The 13,848-nt window shown below is 43.9% G+C and carries 13 protein-coding genes; 6 read left to right on the top strand and 7 right to left on the bottom strand.

Features of this window, described 5'->3' with window-relative positions:
- Nucleotides 1–5 precede the first annotated feature (5 nt).
- Nucleotides 6–884, top strand: coding sequence for a lipoprotein NlpI (gene nlpI, locus CW749_RS15820; protein ID WP_101113424.1), 879 nt, complete (start codon nt 6–8; stop codon nt 882–884).
- Nucleotides 885–944: 60 nt separating this feature from the next.
- Here nlpI and CW749_RS15815 read toward each other — a convergent pair whose 3' ends face one another.
- The 3 genes from CW749_RS15815 to CW749_RS15805 all read right to left on the bottom strand — a co-directional run bounded on the left by CW749_RS15815 (nt 945) and on the right by CW749_RS15805 (nt 4,990).
- Nucleotides 945–1,823, bottom strand: coding sequence for a U32 family peptidase (locus CW749_RS15815; protein WP_101113237.1), 879 nt, complete (start codon nt 1,821–1,823; stop codon nt 945–947).
- 16 nt (nt 1,824–1,839) lie between these two features.
- Complete coding sequence (locus CW749_RS15810; protein WP_101113236.1) at nt 1,840–2,853, bottom strand: peptidase U32 family protein; 1,014 nt, start codon at nt 2,851–2,853, stop codon at nt 1,840–1,842.
- Nucleotides 2,854–2,953: 100 nt separating this feature from the next.
- Entirely contained in the window at nt 2,954–4,990 is a 2,037-nt protein-coding gene (locus tag CW749_RS15805; protein ID WP_101113235.1) for an EAL domain-containing protein, read from the bottom strand.
- Between the two features lie 195 nt (nt 4,991–5,185).
- On the opposite strand from CW749_RS15805, the gene CW749_RS15800 reads away from it, so the two are divergent.
- Both CW749_RS15800 and CW749_RS15795 read left to right on the top strand, forming a co-directional pair.
- Entirely contained in the window at nt 5,186–5,713 is a 528-nt protein-coding gene (locus tag CW749_RS15800) for an SCP2 domain-containing protein (RefSeq protein ID WP_101113234.1), read from the top strand.
- Nucleotides 5,697–6,200 carry an N-acetyltransferase gene (locus CW749_RS15795; RefSeq protein ID WP_101113233.1) on the top strand — a complete coding sequence of 168 codons (504 nt, stop codon included), beginning with the start codon at nt 5,697–5,699 and terminating at the stop codon, nt 6,198–6,200. Before CW749_RS15800 ends, CW749_RS15795 begins: the two co-directional genes overlap by 17 nt.
- 79 nt (nt 6,201–6,279) lie before the next feature.
- Here the strand turns inward: CW749_RS15795 and CW749_RS15790 are convergent, their stop codons facing one another.
- From CW749_RS15790 to CW749_RS15780, 3 genes are all read right to left on the bottom strand, one after another.
- Nucleotides 6,280–7,398: a class II histone deacetylase gene (locus CW749_RS15790; RefSeq protein ID WP_101113232.1), complete on the bottom strand. Its 1,119-nt coding sequence runs from the start codon at nt 7,396–7,398 to the stop codon at nt 6,280–6,282.
- A complete protein-coding gene (locus tag CW749_RS15785; protein ID WP_101113231.1) occupies nt 7,391–8,590 on the bottom strand; it encodes an MFS transporter in 1,200 nt (399 codons plus the stop codon). Before CW749_RS15785 ends, CW749_RS15790 begins: the two co-directional genes overlap by 8 nt.
- 113 nt (nt 8,591–8,703) lie before the next feature.
- Nucleotides 8,704–9,678, bottom strand: a complete 975-nt coding sequence (locus CW749_RS15780) for a helix-turn-helix transcriptional regulator (RefSeq protein WP_180958425.1) — start codon at nt 9,676–9,678, stop codon at nt 8,704–8,706.
- Nucleotides 9,679–9,989: 311 nt separating this feature from the next.
- Here CW749_RS15780 and CW749_RS15775 point away from each other — a divergent pair, with 311 nt between their 5' ends.
- The 3 genes from CW749_RS15775 (at nt 9,990) to rimI (ending at nt 11,298) form a co-directional block, all read left to right on the top strand.
- On the top strand, nt 9,990–10,292 hold the full coding sequence (locus tag CW749_RS15775; RefSeq protein WP_101113229.1) for a hypothetical protein: 303 nt from the start codon (nt 9,990–9,992) through the stop codon (nt 10,290–10,292).
- Between the two features lie 174 nt (nt 10,293–10,466).
- Nucleotides 10,467–10,859 carry a DNA polymerase III subunit psi gene (locus tag CW749_RS15770; RefSeq protein ID WP_101113228.1) on the top strand — a complete coding sequence of 131 codons (393 nt, stop codon included), beginning with the start codon at nt 10,467–10,469 and terminating at the stop codon, nt 10,857–10,859.
- Nucleotides 10,852–11,298, top strand: coding sequence for a ribosomal protein S18-alanine N-acetyltransferase (gene rimI / locus CW749_RS15765; protein ID WP_101113227.1), 447 nt, complete (start codon nt 10,852–10,854; stop codon nt 11,296–11,298). The genes CW749_RS15770 and rimI overlap by 8 nt, the downstream gene beginning before the upstream one ends.
- An 81-nt stretch (nt 11,299–11,379) precedes the next feature.
- On the opposite strand, the gene CW749_RS15760 is transcribed toward rimI, so the two are convergent.
- Nucleotides 11,380–13,815, bottom strand: coding sequence for an EAL domain-containing protein (locus tag CW749_RS15760; RefSeq protein ID WP_101113226.1), 2,436 nt, complete (start codon nt 13,813–13,815; stop codon nt 11,380–11,382).
- Between the last annotated feature and the right edge of the window lie 33 nt (nt 13,816–13,848).

Here is a 13,848-nt window from a genome sequence, read left to right as displayed (position 1 = left end):
TAAAAATGGTCGGAGTAATATCAACCCTAATACTCACTGGGTGTGCTTCCAACCAAAACCAATGGCTTTACCCACCGATGGCGGTGCCGTTGCAGCCTAGCATTCAACAGGAAGTGCAGATTGCAAGGCTGACTCAGCTATTGCAAAGGCAAGACCTGAAAGAAGAAGTGCGAGCCAAAATGTTCTACGAACGGGGTAATTATTACGACAGCGTAGGCTTACGTGACTTAGCTCGTTTGGACTTTGAGCGTTCTTTAAACTTGAACCCTCGTCAGCCAGATGTGTACAACCTACTGGGCGTATACTTTACCGAGAAGCGAGAGTTCGATGCTGCATATGACTCATTTGATTCAACGTTAGAGCTCGATCCGGCTAATCAGTACGCTGAAAGGAATCGCTCTATTGCTTTGTATTATGGTGGACGTTACGAGTTAGCATTTGAAGAGATGACAACACACTATAATGACGACCCCGATGACCCTTTTCGTGCTCTTTGGTTGTATTTGATTGAGCGTGAAATTGATGCCGGTGTAGCGAAAGAAAAACTGCTGAATCGTTACGATAAAAGAAGCGAACGATGGGGCTGGTTGATGGTTGCGCTAATGCTGGATCAGATTTCAGAAGAGCGTGCTCTAAAAGCCATCGTCAACGCAACGAACGACAACGAACGCTTGTCTCAGCGATTAACAGAAACGTATTTCTATCTGGCAAAACGTTATCAGTTACAAGGTGATTATGGTAATGCCATATCGCTGTATAAATTGGCCCTCTCCTTCAACGTCTATGAATACGTTGAACACCGGTACTCTTATATGGAGCTGGGCAACATTTATAGCGAATTGAAAGCGGAAAGAGATAACGCTCCGAAAGAAACTGAAATCTAGAAATTTGTAAAAGAGTCGCCAAACAAGGCGGCTTTTTTATGTGTTTCTGTTGGTTGTCATTCACACAGTGACAGTATTAAGCCCTGCTATTTGGTGCCAATAACCATTACAATCCCGGTTTGTTAGTTCTGCTGGGTGAGAGCCATCTTCATTGTTTTTAAATGCTGAAAGCTGTTGGAACGTCTCTGTTCCAAGAGGACTGAGTCGAATTACATCCACAGTATTATGCATATTGGCTACGTCATTGATTAAATTGTAACAATAACCGGATTGTGTCTGAATTCCATTCAGTGTGAAGACCTCTTGCCCTTCTTGACTGCTGACTTTTAACCCATTTGGATATCGAATACAGCAAGTCTCGCATTCGTCTTTAGGGCGGTCTTCTGCTCTCGCAGTAAAGCAACGTGCGGAGTATGCAAGCGGCAAATAACCATACCCAAACACTTCGACTTCAAACTGCTTTCGAATACCTATTTCGTCACACTGCATGAGTAAGTTACTTAGCCAATCATGTGATAACTCTACAGGCATACACCAGCGCGTCATGCCCTGTTTTACGAAAAGACCCAATGTTTGAGCGTTGTATGCATTAACCGCAGGGCCAACAGTAAATGGAACCTTTTTCTCAAAAGCCAACTGAATGGCAGACACATCGTTGGCTTCAATGGCAAATTCGCCATTGTCGATGTATCGCTTCATTATGCTGACTTCACTAGGTGCTTCGAGTAATGCCATAGTGGAAATAACTACTTGCTTACCACAAGCGCTAAGCTCTTTTGCGAGCATAAGCCAATCTTTAAGTTTTACTTCCCTTCGCTTTGAGCAAACGCTTTCTCCTAAATAAACAATATCTGCCTCGGAAGATTTGGCGTGATGGTAAAACGCTTCAACATCTTGCTTTTGCCAGAAATAGAGGAGTGGACCTAATGCGTATTTCATATTTTTCTATTCCAGATTACTGCCATTTTCTGTGATAGGCACCGAGAGTGGTTTGTGTACCCTCAGAAACGTTTGCTAGTGTGCTATTCCAAGTGTCTTCGACGCGATATTGCTCCGGTGAGGATTGGTAACGATCTATCGCCGCACGCCATGTTCTGGTGACTTGTTCCACATAGGCAGGGCTACGCTGGCGACCTTCTATTTTGACCGAAGCGACATTGGCTGCAAACAAGTCAGGTAGCAAAGATAGCGTGTTTAAGCTCGTCGGTTCTTCTAGCGCATGATAGCGTTTTGGTTCCCCATCGATCATCGCATCAAATCGACCTTTGCACAGCGTCGGGTAGCCTGCATTTTCTCCTTCGGAGTAGCGGTCAATAAGTATGTTATTCAAACGAGATTCCAAGCCCATATCCGTCTCTTGCCAACGAACATATTTTGCCGGAGAGCAAGCCCCAACCGTATTAGGGGATTCACCAGTCATATATGAGGAAAGGTAGCATCGCCCTTCCGCCATGATGCACAGGCTTCCAAACGCAAAAACTTCCAGCTCAACCTCACTGGTCATGTTACGAGCCAACTGTTTGACTTGATGGATTGAAAGGACACGGGGTAATACAACCCGTTTTACATTGAAGTTTTGATGATAGAAATCGATAGAGGCAACATTAGTAGCGGAAGCCTGTACTGAGAGATGTAACTCCAGATCGGGGTATTTTGTCGAGGCATAATCCAACACAGCAATGTCGGCAACAATTAAGGCATCGATACCCAATTGCGCGGCAGTGTCTACTGCCGTTGTCCATCGTTCGAACCCATTTGGGTGAGCGAAAGTATTCAGTGCGACATGAATTTTTTTATTGTTGTCGTGCACATACTGCACAGCTTTTTCCAGTTTCTTTCCGGTGAAATTCAGACCAGCGAAATGTCGGGCATTGGTATCATCCTTAAACCCGATATAAACCGCATCGGCACCACAGTCGATGGCGGTTTTTAGTGCAGGTAAATTGCCCGCAGGACAGAGGAGTTCCATACGCTCGTTACCTTTCATTGTTATTGTCAGTAACAGAGCATTTTAGGTAGGTTTTACAAATAGGAATTTGATGTGGGGCAGTTTTTGTTCAGTTTAGAGTTCAGTTTTTATGGCGGCGATTTTGAACCAATAGCTCTTCAATTTCTTGCTTAGGTTGCGGACGATAAAAATGATAGCCCTGAATTGAATGGCAATTGAGGTTAGACAAAAGAGTGGCTTGCTGCGTAGTTTCAACTCCTTCCGCGACCACGACCAAATTCAAGGATTTACCTAAATTAATGATGTTTTCTATGACGGTTAGCTGCTTCGGTAGCGTATCAAGATCGGTAATAAAAGCCCGGTCGATTTTTAATTCATCAAGAGGGAAGCGTGCTAAATAGGAGAGAGAAGAATATCCGGTACCAAAGTCATCAATAGAAAGGGCAAAGCCAAGGTTTTTGATAGCATTGAGCATCTGAAGTGTATGATCACTGTCGCTCATTACGGCACTTTCGGTTAACTCAAAGGTAATACAGCTTGGATCCAGCTCCGTCGTACTAAGCAACTTTTCCATATAGTCGATAAGTTTTGGGTTACCAAACTGCTCGGGAGAAAGGTTAATTGCAACCCGACCAGGAAGAATGCCTTGCATCTTCCAACGCTTGACTGTTGAGAAGACTTCGCGCATGACCACACGACCAAGGTGTTCTATCAAGCCCGCTTTTTCTGCCACTGGAATGAATGCTCCAGGGCTAATGTAACCTTCTACTGGGTGTTTCCAGCGAACCAGTGCCTCTGCACCATTGATACTGAAATCACGCGCGTTAACTTTAGGCTGGTACCAGACTTCCAAACCGTTTTGCTGCAGTGCTTTTTGCAGCTCAATTTCAAGCCACAAGCGCATACGTGCTTCTTTGTTCATCTGATCGTTAAACTTGATCAGACGGTTACGCCCGCGATCTTTCGCTTCGTACATTGCCGTATCTGCATTTTGCAGCAAAATACGCGCATCATGTCCGTCACCTGGGTAGCTCACACTACCAATAGAACACGCCAGGCGCTTACTAAAGTGGTGTAAATCAAATGGCTGATTAATCAAAGAGATAATACGTTCGGAAAGTTGATCTGCGGTGCGATTGTGATCGGGTTCGGGAAGAATTATGCCAAACTCATCGCCTCCAAGATGCCCTAAGACTGCTTGTACAGGCAGTAATCTTTGCAAACGAGAGGAGACTTCTTTGATCACTTTGTCGCCGATATGATGCCCTAAAGAATCGTTAATGTTCTTAAAGTTATCGATATCAAGGTAGAGCATAACCAAGGGTGTTTCATTGTGAATGAACTGCTCCAATCGACGCGTAAAGCCAAAGCGGTTATACAGCTTGGTTAGCGAATCAATATGGGTTTCATTCTGGCCGATACTGGCATCGTTTGCTGCTTCGTCTAGCCCTTGAATCAACACTATGTGCGATTGGTTGCCAAGTAAACTCGTCAGTTCAGCTTGCAATGAAACTCGTCTTTCTAAACCACAACGCGCACCTGTTAAGCAAGTTATCTGGGATTCAGTCAACATATTAAGCAATTGATTACCAAATGTGCGTTTGGATTTCTCATCAATAAACAGACGGCTTAGCTCTTCGCCTAATAATTCGGTCGAGGTATTGAAACCCAGCAACCTTGCTGCTGAGGCATTAGCTGAAATAATGCAACCATCTTCTACAAGAAGAAGCCCATTAGGGAGTAGCTCAGTTAACTTAGAAAATTTGTTTTCGGATTCTTCAAGAGAGCGAACAAGAATTTGTTTCTCAGAAGTATCGATAGCATGAAAAGCGATATATTCGACCGTTTGCTCTCCAATAACCGGAGACAAACTAAAATGCAGGCTAGTTTCGAGGCTGTGATCATTTAAAGTGATTTCTGCTTCTACAGATTCCCCTTCAAATGCTCGCTCATAATAGGGTTTTAGATTTCGATAAAATGCGTCACCTAATACTTGTGTGTCGCGCATACCAACCAATTCTTCGCTACTAAGACCTGCGATTTCGCAATAGCGTGCGTTTACCATGCGGTAATTGTGCTGCTTATCTAAAATGGCAAAGAAAAACGGACTGTGATCAGTGAGTTTTGAAAACCAGTGTTGTAATTGTTCTGTTGGCATCAATCTGTTACCGAGTCTCCGGGGGAGGTAATGCAAACACCTACAGGTGCGAGTCGATAAGTTACTATAACCTTGATATACGAGATGTAAAAGCGATCCAAGGCTTAGCTGAGTTTTTTTTGATACATAACATAAATTCGAGACAAAGATTGCTCTAGTATTGCAATTATTTATGCCTATCCGAGAGATATTACCGTGTTTGAACTCCTGCGCACTAAACTAGTGCTTAATGCTGCGTCCATTTTGAGATCTCCAGCCCAGTTTTTACCTCACTCTCTTCAAAACAAAGCTATGCTTGAAGGTTTGCAGCACGTATTTAAAGAGGCACTGGAAGATGGAGACTTCGATTTTCTAGAAGGGAAGTGGTTGAAAGTAGAAGTTTCAGATGTCCAACTAGAGTGGTATATCAGCTATCGAAATGACGCTCTCGTCGTGAAGAGAGATGCAGAGCAGCACGATGTGAGTTTTAGTGGAAAATTGAATGACCTCGTTCTCATCGCGGGACGAAAAGAAGATCCTGATACGCTTTTTTTCCAACGTCGTCTTAAAATAGAAGGAGACACGGAACTTGGGCTAGAAGTGAAAAACATAATGGACAGTGTGGATCTCGACGCATTACCGAAAGCACTTAACACTTTGTTAAATCAATTAGCCGACTTTGTTCAAAAAGGGCTACAATCTGCGCCCGAACACAAAGAGGTGATGAATGCTTATACGAACTGAAGCACCGGCAGATATTCTGCCTATAGAACAGTTAATCAAACATGCTTTCCCAACTGGCGCGGAAGCCGAGTTAGTGAATCGCCTGCGTGAAAATGGACAAAGAACCTTATCATTGGTTGCCTGCAATGACGAAGGTGAAGTGGTAGGGTATGTGTTATTCAGCCCTGTTACACTAGATCAACAAGATTTAAACTGGCAGGGTTTGGCACCTCTTGCGGTAAAAGAAGAATACCGTGGAAAAGGAATCGCATCAGATTTGGTGAAGGAGGGCTTATCTTCACTCGCTGAATTGGGTTACCCAGCGTGTGTTGTACTAGGCGATCCTGCATACTATGGTCGATTTGGATTTGAAAGCGCTGCTGATTATGAAATGGATACTCAGTGGGATGTGCCAGAAGGTGCATTTCAAGTTCGAGCCTTAAACGAAGGTGAATTTGACGGTAAATCAGGAAAAGTATTTTTCAGCCCTGAATTTTCAGATATGTAATGGCCGGAATTCTTTACCGTACCGTTTTGGAATAATTGAAAAAGGGGCTTAAAGCCCCTTTTTTACGTCTGTCATATTTTTATACCAACAGCGGAGTGTTCTTTGCTAACAAGTCGATCTTTTCTGCTTGGAGTTGGTTGAAACTTTGGCACGGTTGCTGCGCTTGAATCAGTTCCAACATGGGATCTTCGATACCCGTTTTAACGCCACATAATGTTTCGATTACCGCTAACCCACAAAAAGGCACATACGCTTCAGAATACCCCCCCTCATGAACGATAACCAATTTATTGTTGGCGTGACGTCCTGAAACCTCCATTATCATTTGCGTCATTGTGCGATATGTTTCGCTATGAGCCAGCATACGCGCGAGTGGATCTACCCCACAGGCATCGTACCCTGAAGCGACCAGTATCAGTTCAGGCTTATAAGCATCGAGTGCTGGAATAACGATCTTTTCCATAGCATTTAGGTAACTGTTGTGTCCGCCTCCTGGCATCAGCGGAATATTGATATTACTGCCTTTCCCCTTGTTTAACCCTATATCCTCTTCGCCGCTATACCCAGGAGGAAAGCACCCTTGTTGGTGGAGAGAAATGGTTAAAACGTCTGAACGAGAGTAAAAGATATCTTGTGTACCATTACCATGGTGTACATCCCAATCAACGACGGCAATACGTGATAATCCATGAACTTCAATGGCATGTTCTACCGCAATCGCAATATTCGCGAGTAAACAAAAACCCATAGATTGGTCCGCAAGGCAGTGATGCCCCGGCGGTCGGGAAAGTGAGTATGCGTTATCCAGCTCTCCGCTTATGACTTTATCAATGGCATGACATACCAAACCGGCAGAGCGTGTCGCAATCTCGAAGCTTCCTTTTCCGAAAGGGGCGTATAGACCAAGTTCACCACCTTTTTCATCGCTGAGCGCTTTAAATTCGTTTAGGTAATGCTCCGGATGCACTCGTAACAGTTGTGCTTGGCTGCATGATGGGGCCGAACTTAAAGTTAGGTGCTTGGTTATGCCAGAGGCATCCAATAAATTTTTTAGACGACGTTTGGTTTCAGGAGATTCTGCATGACCACCAGCACTCATGGGTTGCACCCAATCACCAACGGGAAGCACTAATGCATGCTCGCCAGCGGTATGCCAAAAGCACTGTTCATCATATAAAAAACCGGTTCTCTTACTCATTGTGAACTCCTTGAACGGAAGGTGTGTTGAATTGAAAAAGAATGAAGCCAAGTAAAATGAAGGAAACGAAAGCAGTAATGCAGGCATAAATGATTAAATGATCGAGAGAGTGCCCCGACTCAAGAAGGTGACCAAATATCGCTGGACCAATGGCAAGCCCCCCGCCAATCACTAGGTTCGTGCTGTTCATGAGTTGCCCTTGATGGTCAATTCTTGCAAGTGTTGCGAGAATAAAAGGGAGAGCTAACGTCCATGAAAACTTAAACAAGAATGTGGCATTTGAGAAAATATATTCGCTGTTCTGTTGCAGTAAATACGTTCCTAATATCATCATGCTGAAGCCCGCGAGTAATGGAAGAAATCTGCCCCAACGATGCCCCACCCAAGCGGCGCACAACGCCCCTGCGATGCCAAAAATACTGGCAACTGAAAATATATCGCCACTTTTGGTTGAGCTTATATTCAGCCTTTCTGCAAACATGCCTGCAAATGTCCATACTCCATTTAGGCTGACGTAAAACAGCAAGACAGCCACAAGCCCTACGATCGCCATATGATTGATTTTTAATGTCTTGGTTGCAGATTTTGTTTGATTAGAAGCGGTAAAAAAAGCGCAGAGTGGAGAGCATGCAAGCATTAACACAGCTAAGGAAAAATACGCTGCTTTTATGCCATAGCTTGAAAACAGAGATGGGAGAACAGCCAACCCGATAGCACCTACAATGAGTTGCCCTAAAACCCAAAAACTATAGACTCTGTCTGGGTTGCGTGTCGTGGATGCAGCCGACAAACAGATGATCATTAAAGACCCACCAGCTAGCCCGCTTAAAAATCGAAATACGATGAAAAGAAGTTCGGTTTGTGCAAATCCACTTATCAAGTTGAAGCTCGCAAAAAGTACGATACAGATTCGAGCTGAAGTTGGTTTTGGATATCGGTGAAGCCAGTACCAAGCAGGGACAGTGGCTAGGCTCATACCGAATAACTCAGATGAAATTACCCTGCCGATTTGAGCGGGACCAAATTGGAATTCAGCGGCTAATTGGCTGGCTATTGCCGGTGCCATCATCAATACCGTAGGTAAAAAGGCGGCAATGATCACTAGCGCTGCGATCGTGCGCACTTCATTGGGCGAATGTTTGTTTGGTGAATGATGCTTGTTTGATGAAAACTGGGGAGGTTGTTCTTTCATAGGGATATCCTTTCCGCTGTTATTTGAGCACACGAATCCATGACGTACCTTTCGATACGACCTAAGAAGCGCGTGTTTTAGTGGATGTTCTAACGGTTAAGCAAGTGAGAGTACTAATGCAGTAACGGTTGAATTAGCCGGATGAGCTCGGTTTTATTATGAATGTTCAGCTTTTGGTACATAGACCGAATGTGGTGTCTAACCGTGTTGGGGGCGATATCGAGCTGTCTCGCAATCATTTTATAGGTCATGCCTTCGTTCATGAGCTTAGCGACACTTTTTTCTCGGCTAGAAAGCTGATCCGATTGATCTCGATATCTTGCTTGCATGAGCAGTAGCCCACCGATGCGATCAAAAGATAGAGTGATGTTTTCTCCACAGTATTCAGACTCGTACAATTCAGGTGGTAATTGTGGTCCCTTCCAGTCGGGGAAATCGGTAAGAAGCAGGGTCGTGAAGGTTGGCTCTGTCATTTGAAGAACGCCTTTTTTATCGCATATCGCAAACGCTACACGATGGTGGTTAACTGATTCTCTGAGGTTGTACAGTGTTCTAAGTTGGTTTGTTGCAGTCGCAGATACAAGGTGAGGCATAAGGTTAGTGAGAGTATCGACATCGGATTGAGTAAAATCGGGCTCTCCGTGACTTCGATACAACGCTACGTGTTCACATAATTGAGTCACTGGGTCGATAGCGATCACGCACATCAGTTGGTTAATCCCGTGTTCTTTACCCAAGTTCTTGAGCTCTAATGGTGTGTCGCTATCTGCGAAGCGAATAATGACTGCCTGCCCCGGATCATCAAACACTTTCTGTACCGTAATATCCTTCTCTCTCATCGCTTTCCAATCGCTCAAATAGCGCTCTGAAAGATTTTTTAAATGTGTTCTGTGTAGGTGGGGACCGTCATTTTGAATTGAGGCACGTCCCCACCATGCACTGCTGTGTGAAATACAGCTTTCAATCGCATTCAGCACTTCACTTTGGAATTCGTCAATGGAAACGTGGCGCGCTAATTCATAGACAGATAGCAGCAACGCACTAAAGGTTTCAAGTTCACTGGAGCACCGGTTGATCTGTTTTGACATCATGTCACCTTTACGTTTGCATTGAATGAAGATTGGTTAACATTTTGTTTACATTATCACGGGAAATACTCGAAAAACATCGTCCAAATGTAGGATGGGGCCGTGGCTTGCGAAGGTTAAATTTAACGAGAAATTTCCATTGGATATTCGTGTCAATACCTTCGATTTTTTTCAAATTTTATTTTGATAAGAATCAACTCTTTATTCATTTTAGATGAAATTATCACCAGATTTTCCTTTCAAGCTCACTGGTTTGTCTATACTGATTTGGCGGTTGTGATCGGTTTGACTAGGAAAAGGGAGAGGATTATATGCTGGCTAGACATTTAGATTGTGCGCTGAACGATGTGTCACACTCCAAGGCACATATCGAGGTAAACCCAACTGGTGTGGTCGCTGTTGAAATTCATGAGAGTCATCAAAGCTTAAGAACAGAATTTGACTCTCTAAGATTCGAACGAAAGGGCAACGTTACAGAGCTTGTCGGGGAAACACCGAATGCTCGTAAAGGTAAAACCTGGAGGTTGCCACTTTGCCATCGTGATGCTCGAGTTCTGCAAGAATGTATCGATGATGCATCGGAAGAACTGGAGATTTTGATGCGCGATCTCTAACAACGTCAATGAATAATTCTTCAAGAGCACTTCGGTGCTCTTTTTTTGTAGTGAATAGTTTTTAGTTTTGGGCTTAAGCGAGAACGATAGAAATGAGCAGCCTTTTCTTTTCGTGCAATCATCGTTTTTTGTTACTATCGACTACCTCAATGAATAACTAATTGTGTCGATGTCATGAGTAACACGTCTTTTCTTCAAGAAATGCAGATCGATCAGTGGCAGGTTCTTCACCCTGAGCGTTTAGAAGGGGTGGATATCACACCTATCTCACTGCCAGAGCACTGCCGAATGTTACTGATTTGCCCTAATGTTCCGACATCTGCTGAGCGTACCTTTCTTGCAAAAGTGCTTGGCAGCTTCAAGGTGAGTATTGATGATGCCTTTTTACTTGAGCCTCAGCAGTTGTCACAAGTTGATATTGCCAACGTCGAGTGGGTTTGGTTTTGTCAATGTGAGCCTAGCGAACTAGAGAGTGTGAAAACGTTACATTCGGAGTCACTCTCATTGGTTGAATCGAATAAAGAGCACAAGCAAGCACTTTGGAAGCAAATAAAGTCCTATGAATAATGCAATTACGCCGCTGTCTACACAGCACTTAGATAGTGTTTGGGCGATCGAGCAGCAAGCGCACAGCCACCCATGGAAAGAATCGATGATACGGGAATTAGACTCTCGTGGAGCGTGTCATTATGGGCTTCATATCGATGATGAGCTGGTGGGGTATTTTTACGCGCAGAACATTGTAGGAGAAGTGACGTTACTGAACATTGCCGTTTCTCCTTCTCATCAAGGAAAAGGGTACGGAAAACAGCTGCTTCAAGGGTTTATTGAAATATGCACAGCCGCTAATGCCGAAAGTGCTTGGTTAGAAGTAAGAGAAAGTAATCAGAGTGCATTTGGGCTGTATGAATCGGAAGGATTCAATGAAGTTGACCGACGCATCGATTACTACCCGACGGCATCAGGCAAAGAAGACGCGATTATTATGAGTTATCTGTTTATGTAGCGTAAAGAAAGAGAAATCCCTTTCACTTATATTCTCGCGCCTTGAACCCGATTAACTGAAACCGAAAACAGCGTAGTACTGTCACTTAGATTGACTTAATTGTTTGATGATTTGATTGTTGTATTGCGGCTTCTTAAGTCGCAAAGACATCGTTTCTGCATCCAAAGGTTTATCGAATATATATCCCTGAAATTGTTCACAACCTAAGTCTGTTAAGGCTTTTAGCTCTTCGGGCTCTTCGACACCTTCTGCAATCACTTCTAATCCAAGGCGCTCCGACATCAAGATGATTGAATCAACGATGGCGGTATCGTTTTTATTAAGGTGAAGTTCGGTTACGAATGAGCGATCGATTTTTAACACATCCAGTGACAATCTTTTTAAGTACTTAAGAGATGAATACCCCGTACCAAAGTCATCAATGGCAATCTTAAAACCTTTCTTTTTCAATTCCGCCATTTTTATTACACAAGCATCGATGTTTTTCAGTAGCATGTTTTCAGTGAGTTCTAGCTCGATGTCTTCGGGAGCGATCCCCGAACGCTCTACCGCGCCTGTCACCTGCTCAACAAAATCTGCCTGAGAAAATTGAAGTGGACTGATATTGATAGCGAGGCGTTTGAAGGTGCTAGGTACATTACCGCTCTCTTTCCAATGCGCCATTTGTAAGCAGGCTTGCTCAAGTATCCAAGAGCCCATAGGAATGATTTGCCCAGTCTCTTCGGCAATAGACATAAAGGTATCTGGCGGCACAGTACCTTGAGTGGGGTGGTTCCACCGGATGAGCGCTTCAGCACCCACTAACTCCCCTTTTTTATTTACTTGAGGCTGATAGTAGAGCTCGAATTGGTTTTTGTTGAGGGCTTCATGAAGCCCTTTTTCGATCGACAAAAAAGAGTCCACTAACTTACGCATTTCGGGCTCATAAGTCTTGTAAGTGTTACTGCCCGCCGATTTTGCGCGATACAGGGCGGTATCGGCTTGTCGCAGAAGTTCTAAGGCATTGGTATCTGGGCTCGGGAAAGTGGCAATGCCAACACTGATACTGCAATACAAGTGGTGTGATTCGACGACATAAGGAGAGCGAGCTAAAGATAAGACCTCCTCCGCGTGTTTTTTTGCCTGATCTAAGGGGACGTTAGGCATCAAAATCGCAAACTCATCCCCCCCAATCCGAGCGAATAAATGTATCGGGTCGAGTAGCTGTTGCAAACGTTCTGATACAGCTTGAAGAAGCTGATCGCCAATCGCATGCCCGAGTGAGTCGTTGATCGTTTTGAATCGGTCAAGGTCGAGGTAAAGAAGTACCCCTGGTTCGCTGGTGCGATACGACTTATTGAGCGCTTCATCCAATCGGTCGAGTAGCTGTTTTCGATTCGGTAGCCCTGTCAGTCCATCAAAATACGCAAGGTTGTGAATTTGTATTTCAGCCTGCTTACGGTTAGAAATATCCCTCGCTTGCACCAAAAACATGGGAGTATCATTCATAGTAAGCTCAATAGCTGTTGCTTCAACGGGAAAGGTTGCCCCGTTCTTTTTACGATGAACCGCTTCAAATAAAGAAGCTTGGCTTTCTGACGGTTGTTTTACTTTAAAACCAATGTAATCAATCGAATAACTAACGCTTATCGTGACCGCAGGAAAGCCCACCAGCTCTTCTTTTTCGTACCCCAATAAGTCACAAGTATTACTGTTGACGTGGGTAATTTTTCCATCTTGATTGATCAGTAAAAGTGCATCGCTTGAGTTATCCATTATGGTACTGGCGAAATGCTCACTTTTTTCAAGCGCTTCAATATTTTGGCTTAATTGTGCGGATGCTTGCTCACGTTCATTCCACATGGTTTGAAAAGACTGGGCGAGCTGCCCTAGTTCATCGTCTCTTAGTTGTCCTGGGAGCTTTTTTTGAGATTCTTGAAATTGCAAAGAACGAACCCAGTAGGTGAGATCAATAAGAGGTTTGGACAGTTTTCGATAAAAGAAAAAAAGCAGAATACTGGCAAGGAGTACATTGCGGATCATATCGAAAATAAGCAGTGATTTTGCTCTTTCTAAAAAGCCATTAGCAGATGCAATGCCGTTAACCGTGAAACTAAGCGTCCCTACAACTTGCGTAGTGCCTGGCTGGTGGAGTGAAATAGTGTAAATTTGTTCGTTGGTGAAAAGCCACTGACCAAGAGATTGATTCAATCGGCTTTCATAATGAAAAGTTCGACGCTCTTCCGATAATACGTCATTAAAGTCATCGGTAAGTACCACATGACGCACAGCTTTATCTGTCATTATGCTGTCCGTCACTTGCTGCGCTAATAAGGGGTTAACGTGATAAGCCGCTTGGCTGGCATTGGTGTAATTTTGCTCCAGCTTCAGATGATATTTCTCTGAAATCTTTTGACGTTCTCTGTGCAGATCCAGAACAATTTGGTAAAAGCTAAAAAGCAGCCCCAGTGCAACAGCAACCAGAAATACAGTTTTGGTCTGACGAGTAGCAAGAGATTTTCGGGACTGACGATACAAATTTTTTTCCTTAACGTTGGTGGATCTCTATAA

Origin of the sequence: Vibrio sp. vnigr-6D03 (genome assembly GCF_002835515.1) — a bacterium.
Lineage (GTDB): Bacteria > Pseudomonadota > Gammaproteobacteria > Enterobacterales > Vibrionaceae > Vibrio > Vibrio penaeicida.
Note: the sequence above shows the minus strand (reverse complement) of the source record. Positions and strands in the feature narration are given on the sequence as shown.

Bases quoted from the DNA above. Each gene is read 5' to 3' on its own strand.
- CW749_RS15795 (WP_101113233.1), top strand. From the start codon at position 5,697: ATGCTTATACGAACTGAAGCACCGGCAGATATTCTGCCTATAGAACAG.
- CW749_RS15790 (WP_101113232.1), bottom strand. From the start codon at position 7,398: ATGAGTAAGAGAACCGGTTTTTTATATGATGAACAGTGCTTTTGGCAT.
- rimI (WP_101113227.1), top strand. From the start codon at position 10,852: ATGAATAATGCAATTACGCCGCTGTCTACACAGCACTTAGATAGTGTT.
- CW749_RS15815 (WP_101113237.1), bottom strand. From the start codon at position 1,823: ATGAAATACGCATTAGGTCCACTCCTCTATTTCTGGCAAAAGCAAGAT.
- CW749_RS15785 (WP_101113231.1), bottom strand. From the start codon at position 8,590: ATGAAAGAACAACCTCCCCAGTTTTCATCAAACAAGCATCATTCACCA.
- CW749_RS15780 (WP_180958425.1), bottom strand. From the start codon at position 9,678: ATGTCAAAACAGATCAACCGGTGCTCCAGTGAACTTGAAACCTTTAGT.
- CW749_RS15805 (WP_101113235.1), bottom strand. From the start codon at position 4,990: ATGCCAACAGAACAATTACAACACTGGTTTTCAAAACTCACTGATCAC.
- CW749_RS15775 (WP_101113229.1), top strand. From the start codon at position 9,990: ATGCTGGCTAGACATTTAGATTGTGCGCTGAACGATGTGTCACACTCC.
- CW749_RS15770 (WP_101113228.1), top strand. From the start codon at position 10,467: ATGAGTAACACGTCTTTTCTTCAAGAAATGCAGATCGATCAGTGGCAG.
- nlpI (WP_101113424.1), top strand. From the start codon at position 6: ATGGTCGGAGTAATATCAACCCTAATACTCACTGGGTGTGCTTCCAAC.
- CW749_RS15810 (WP_101113236.1), bottom strand. From the start codon at position 2,853: ATGGAACTCCTCTGTCCTGCGGGCAATTTACCTGCACTAAAAACCGCC.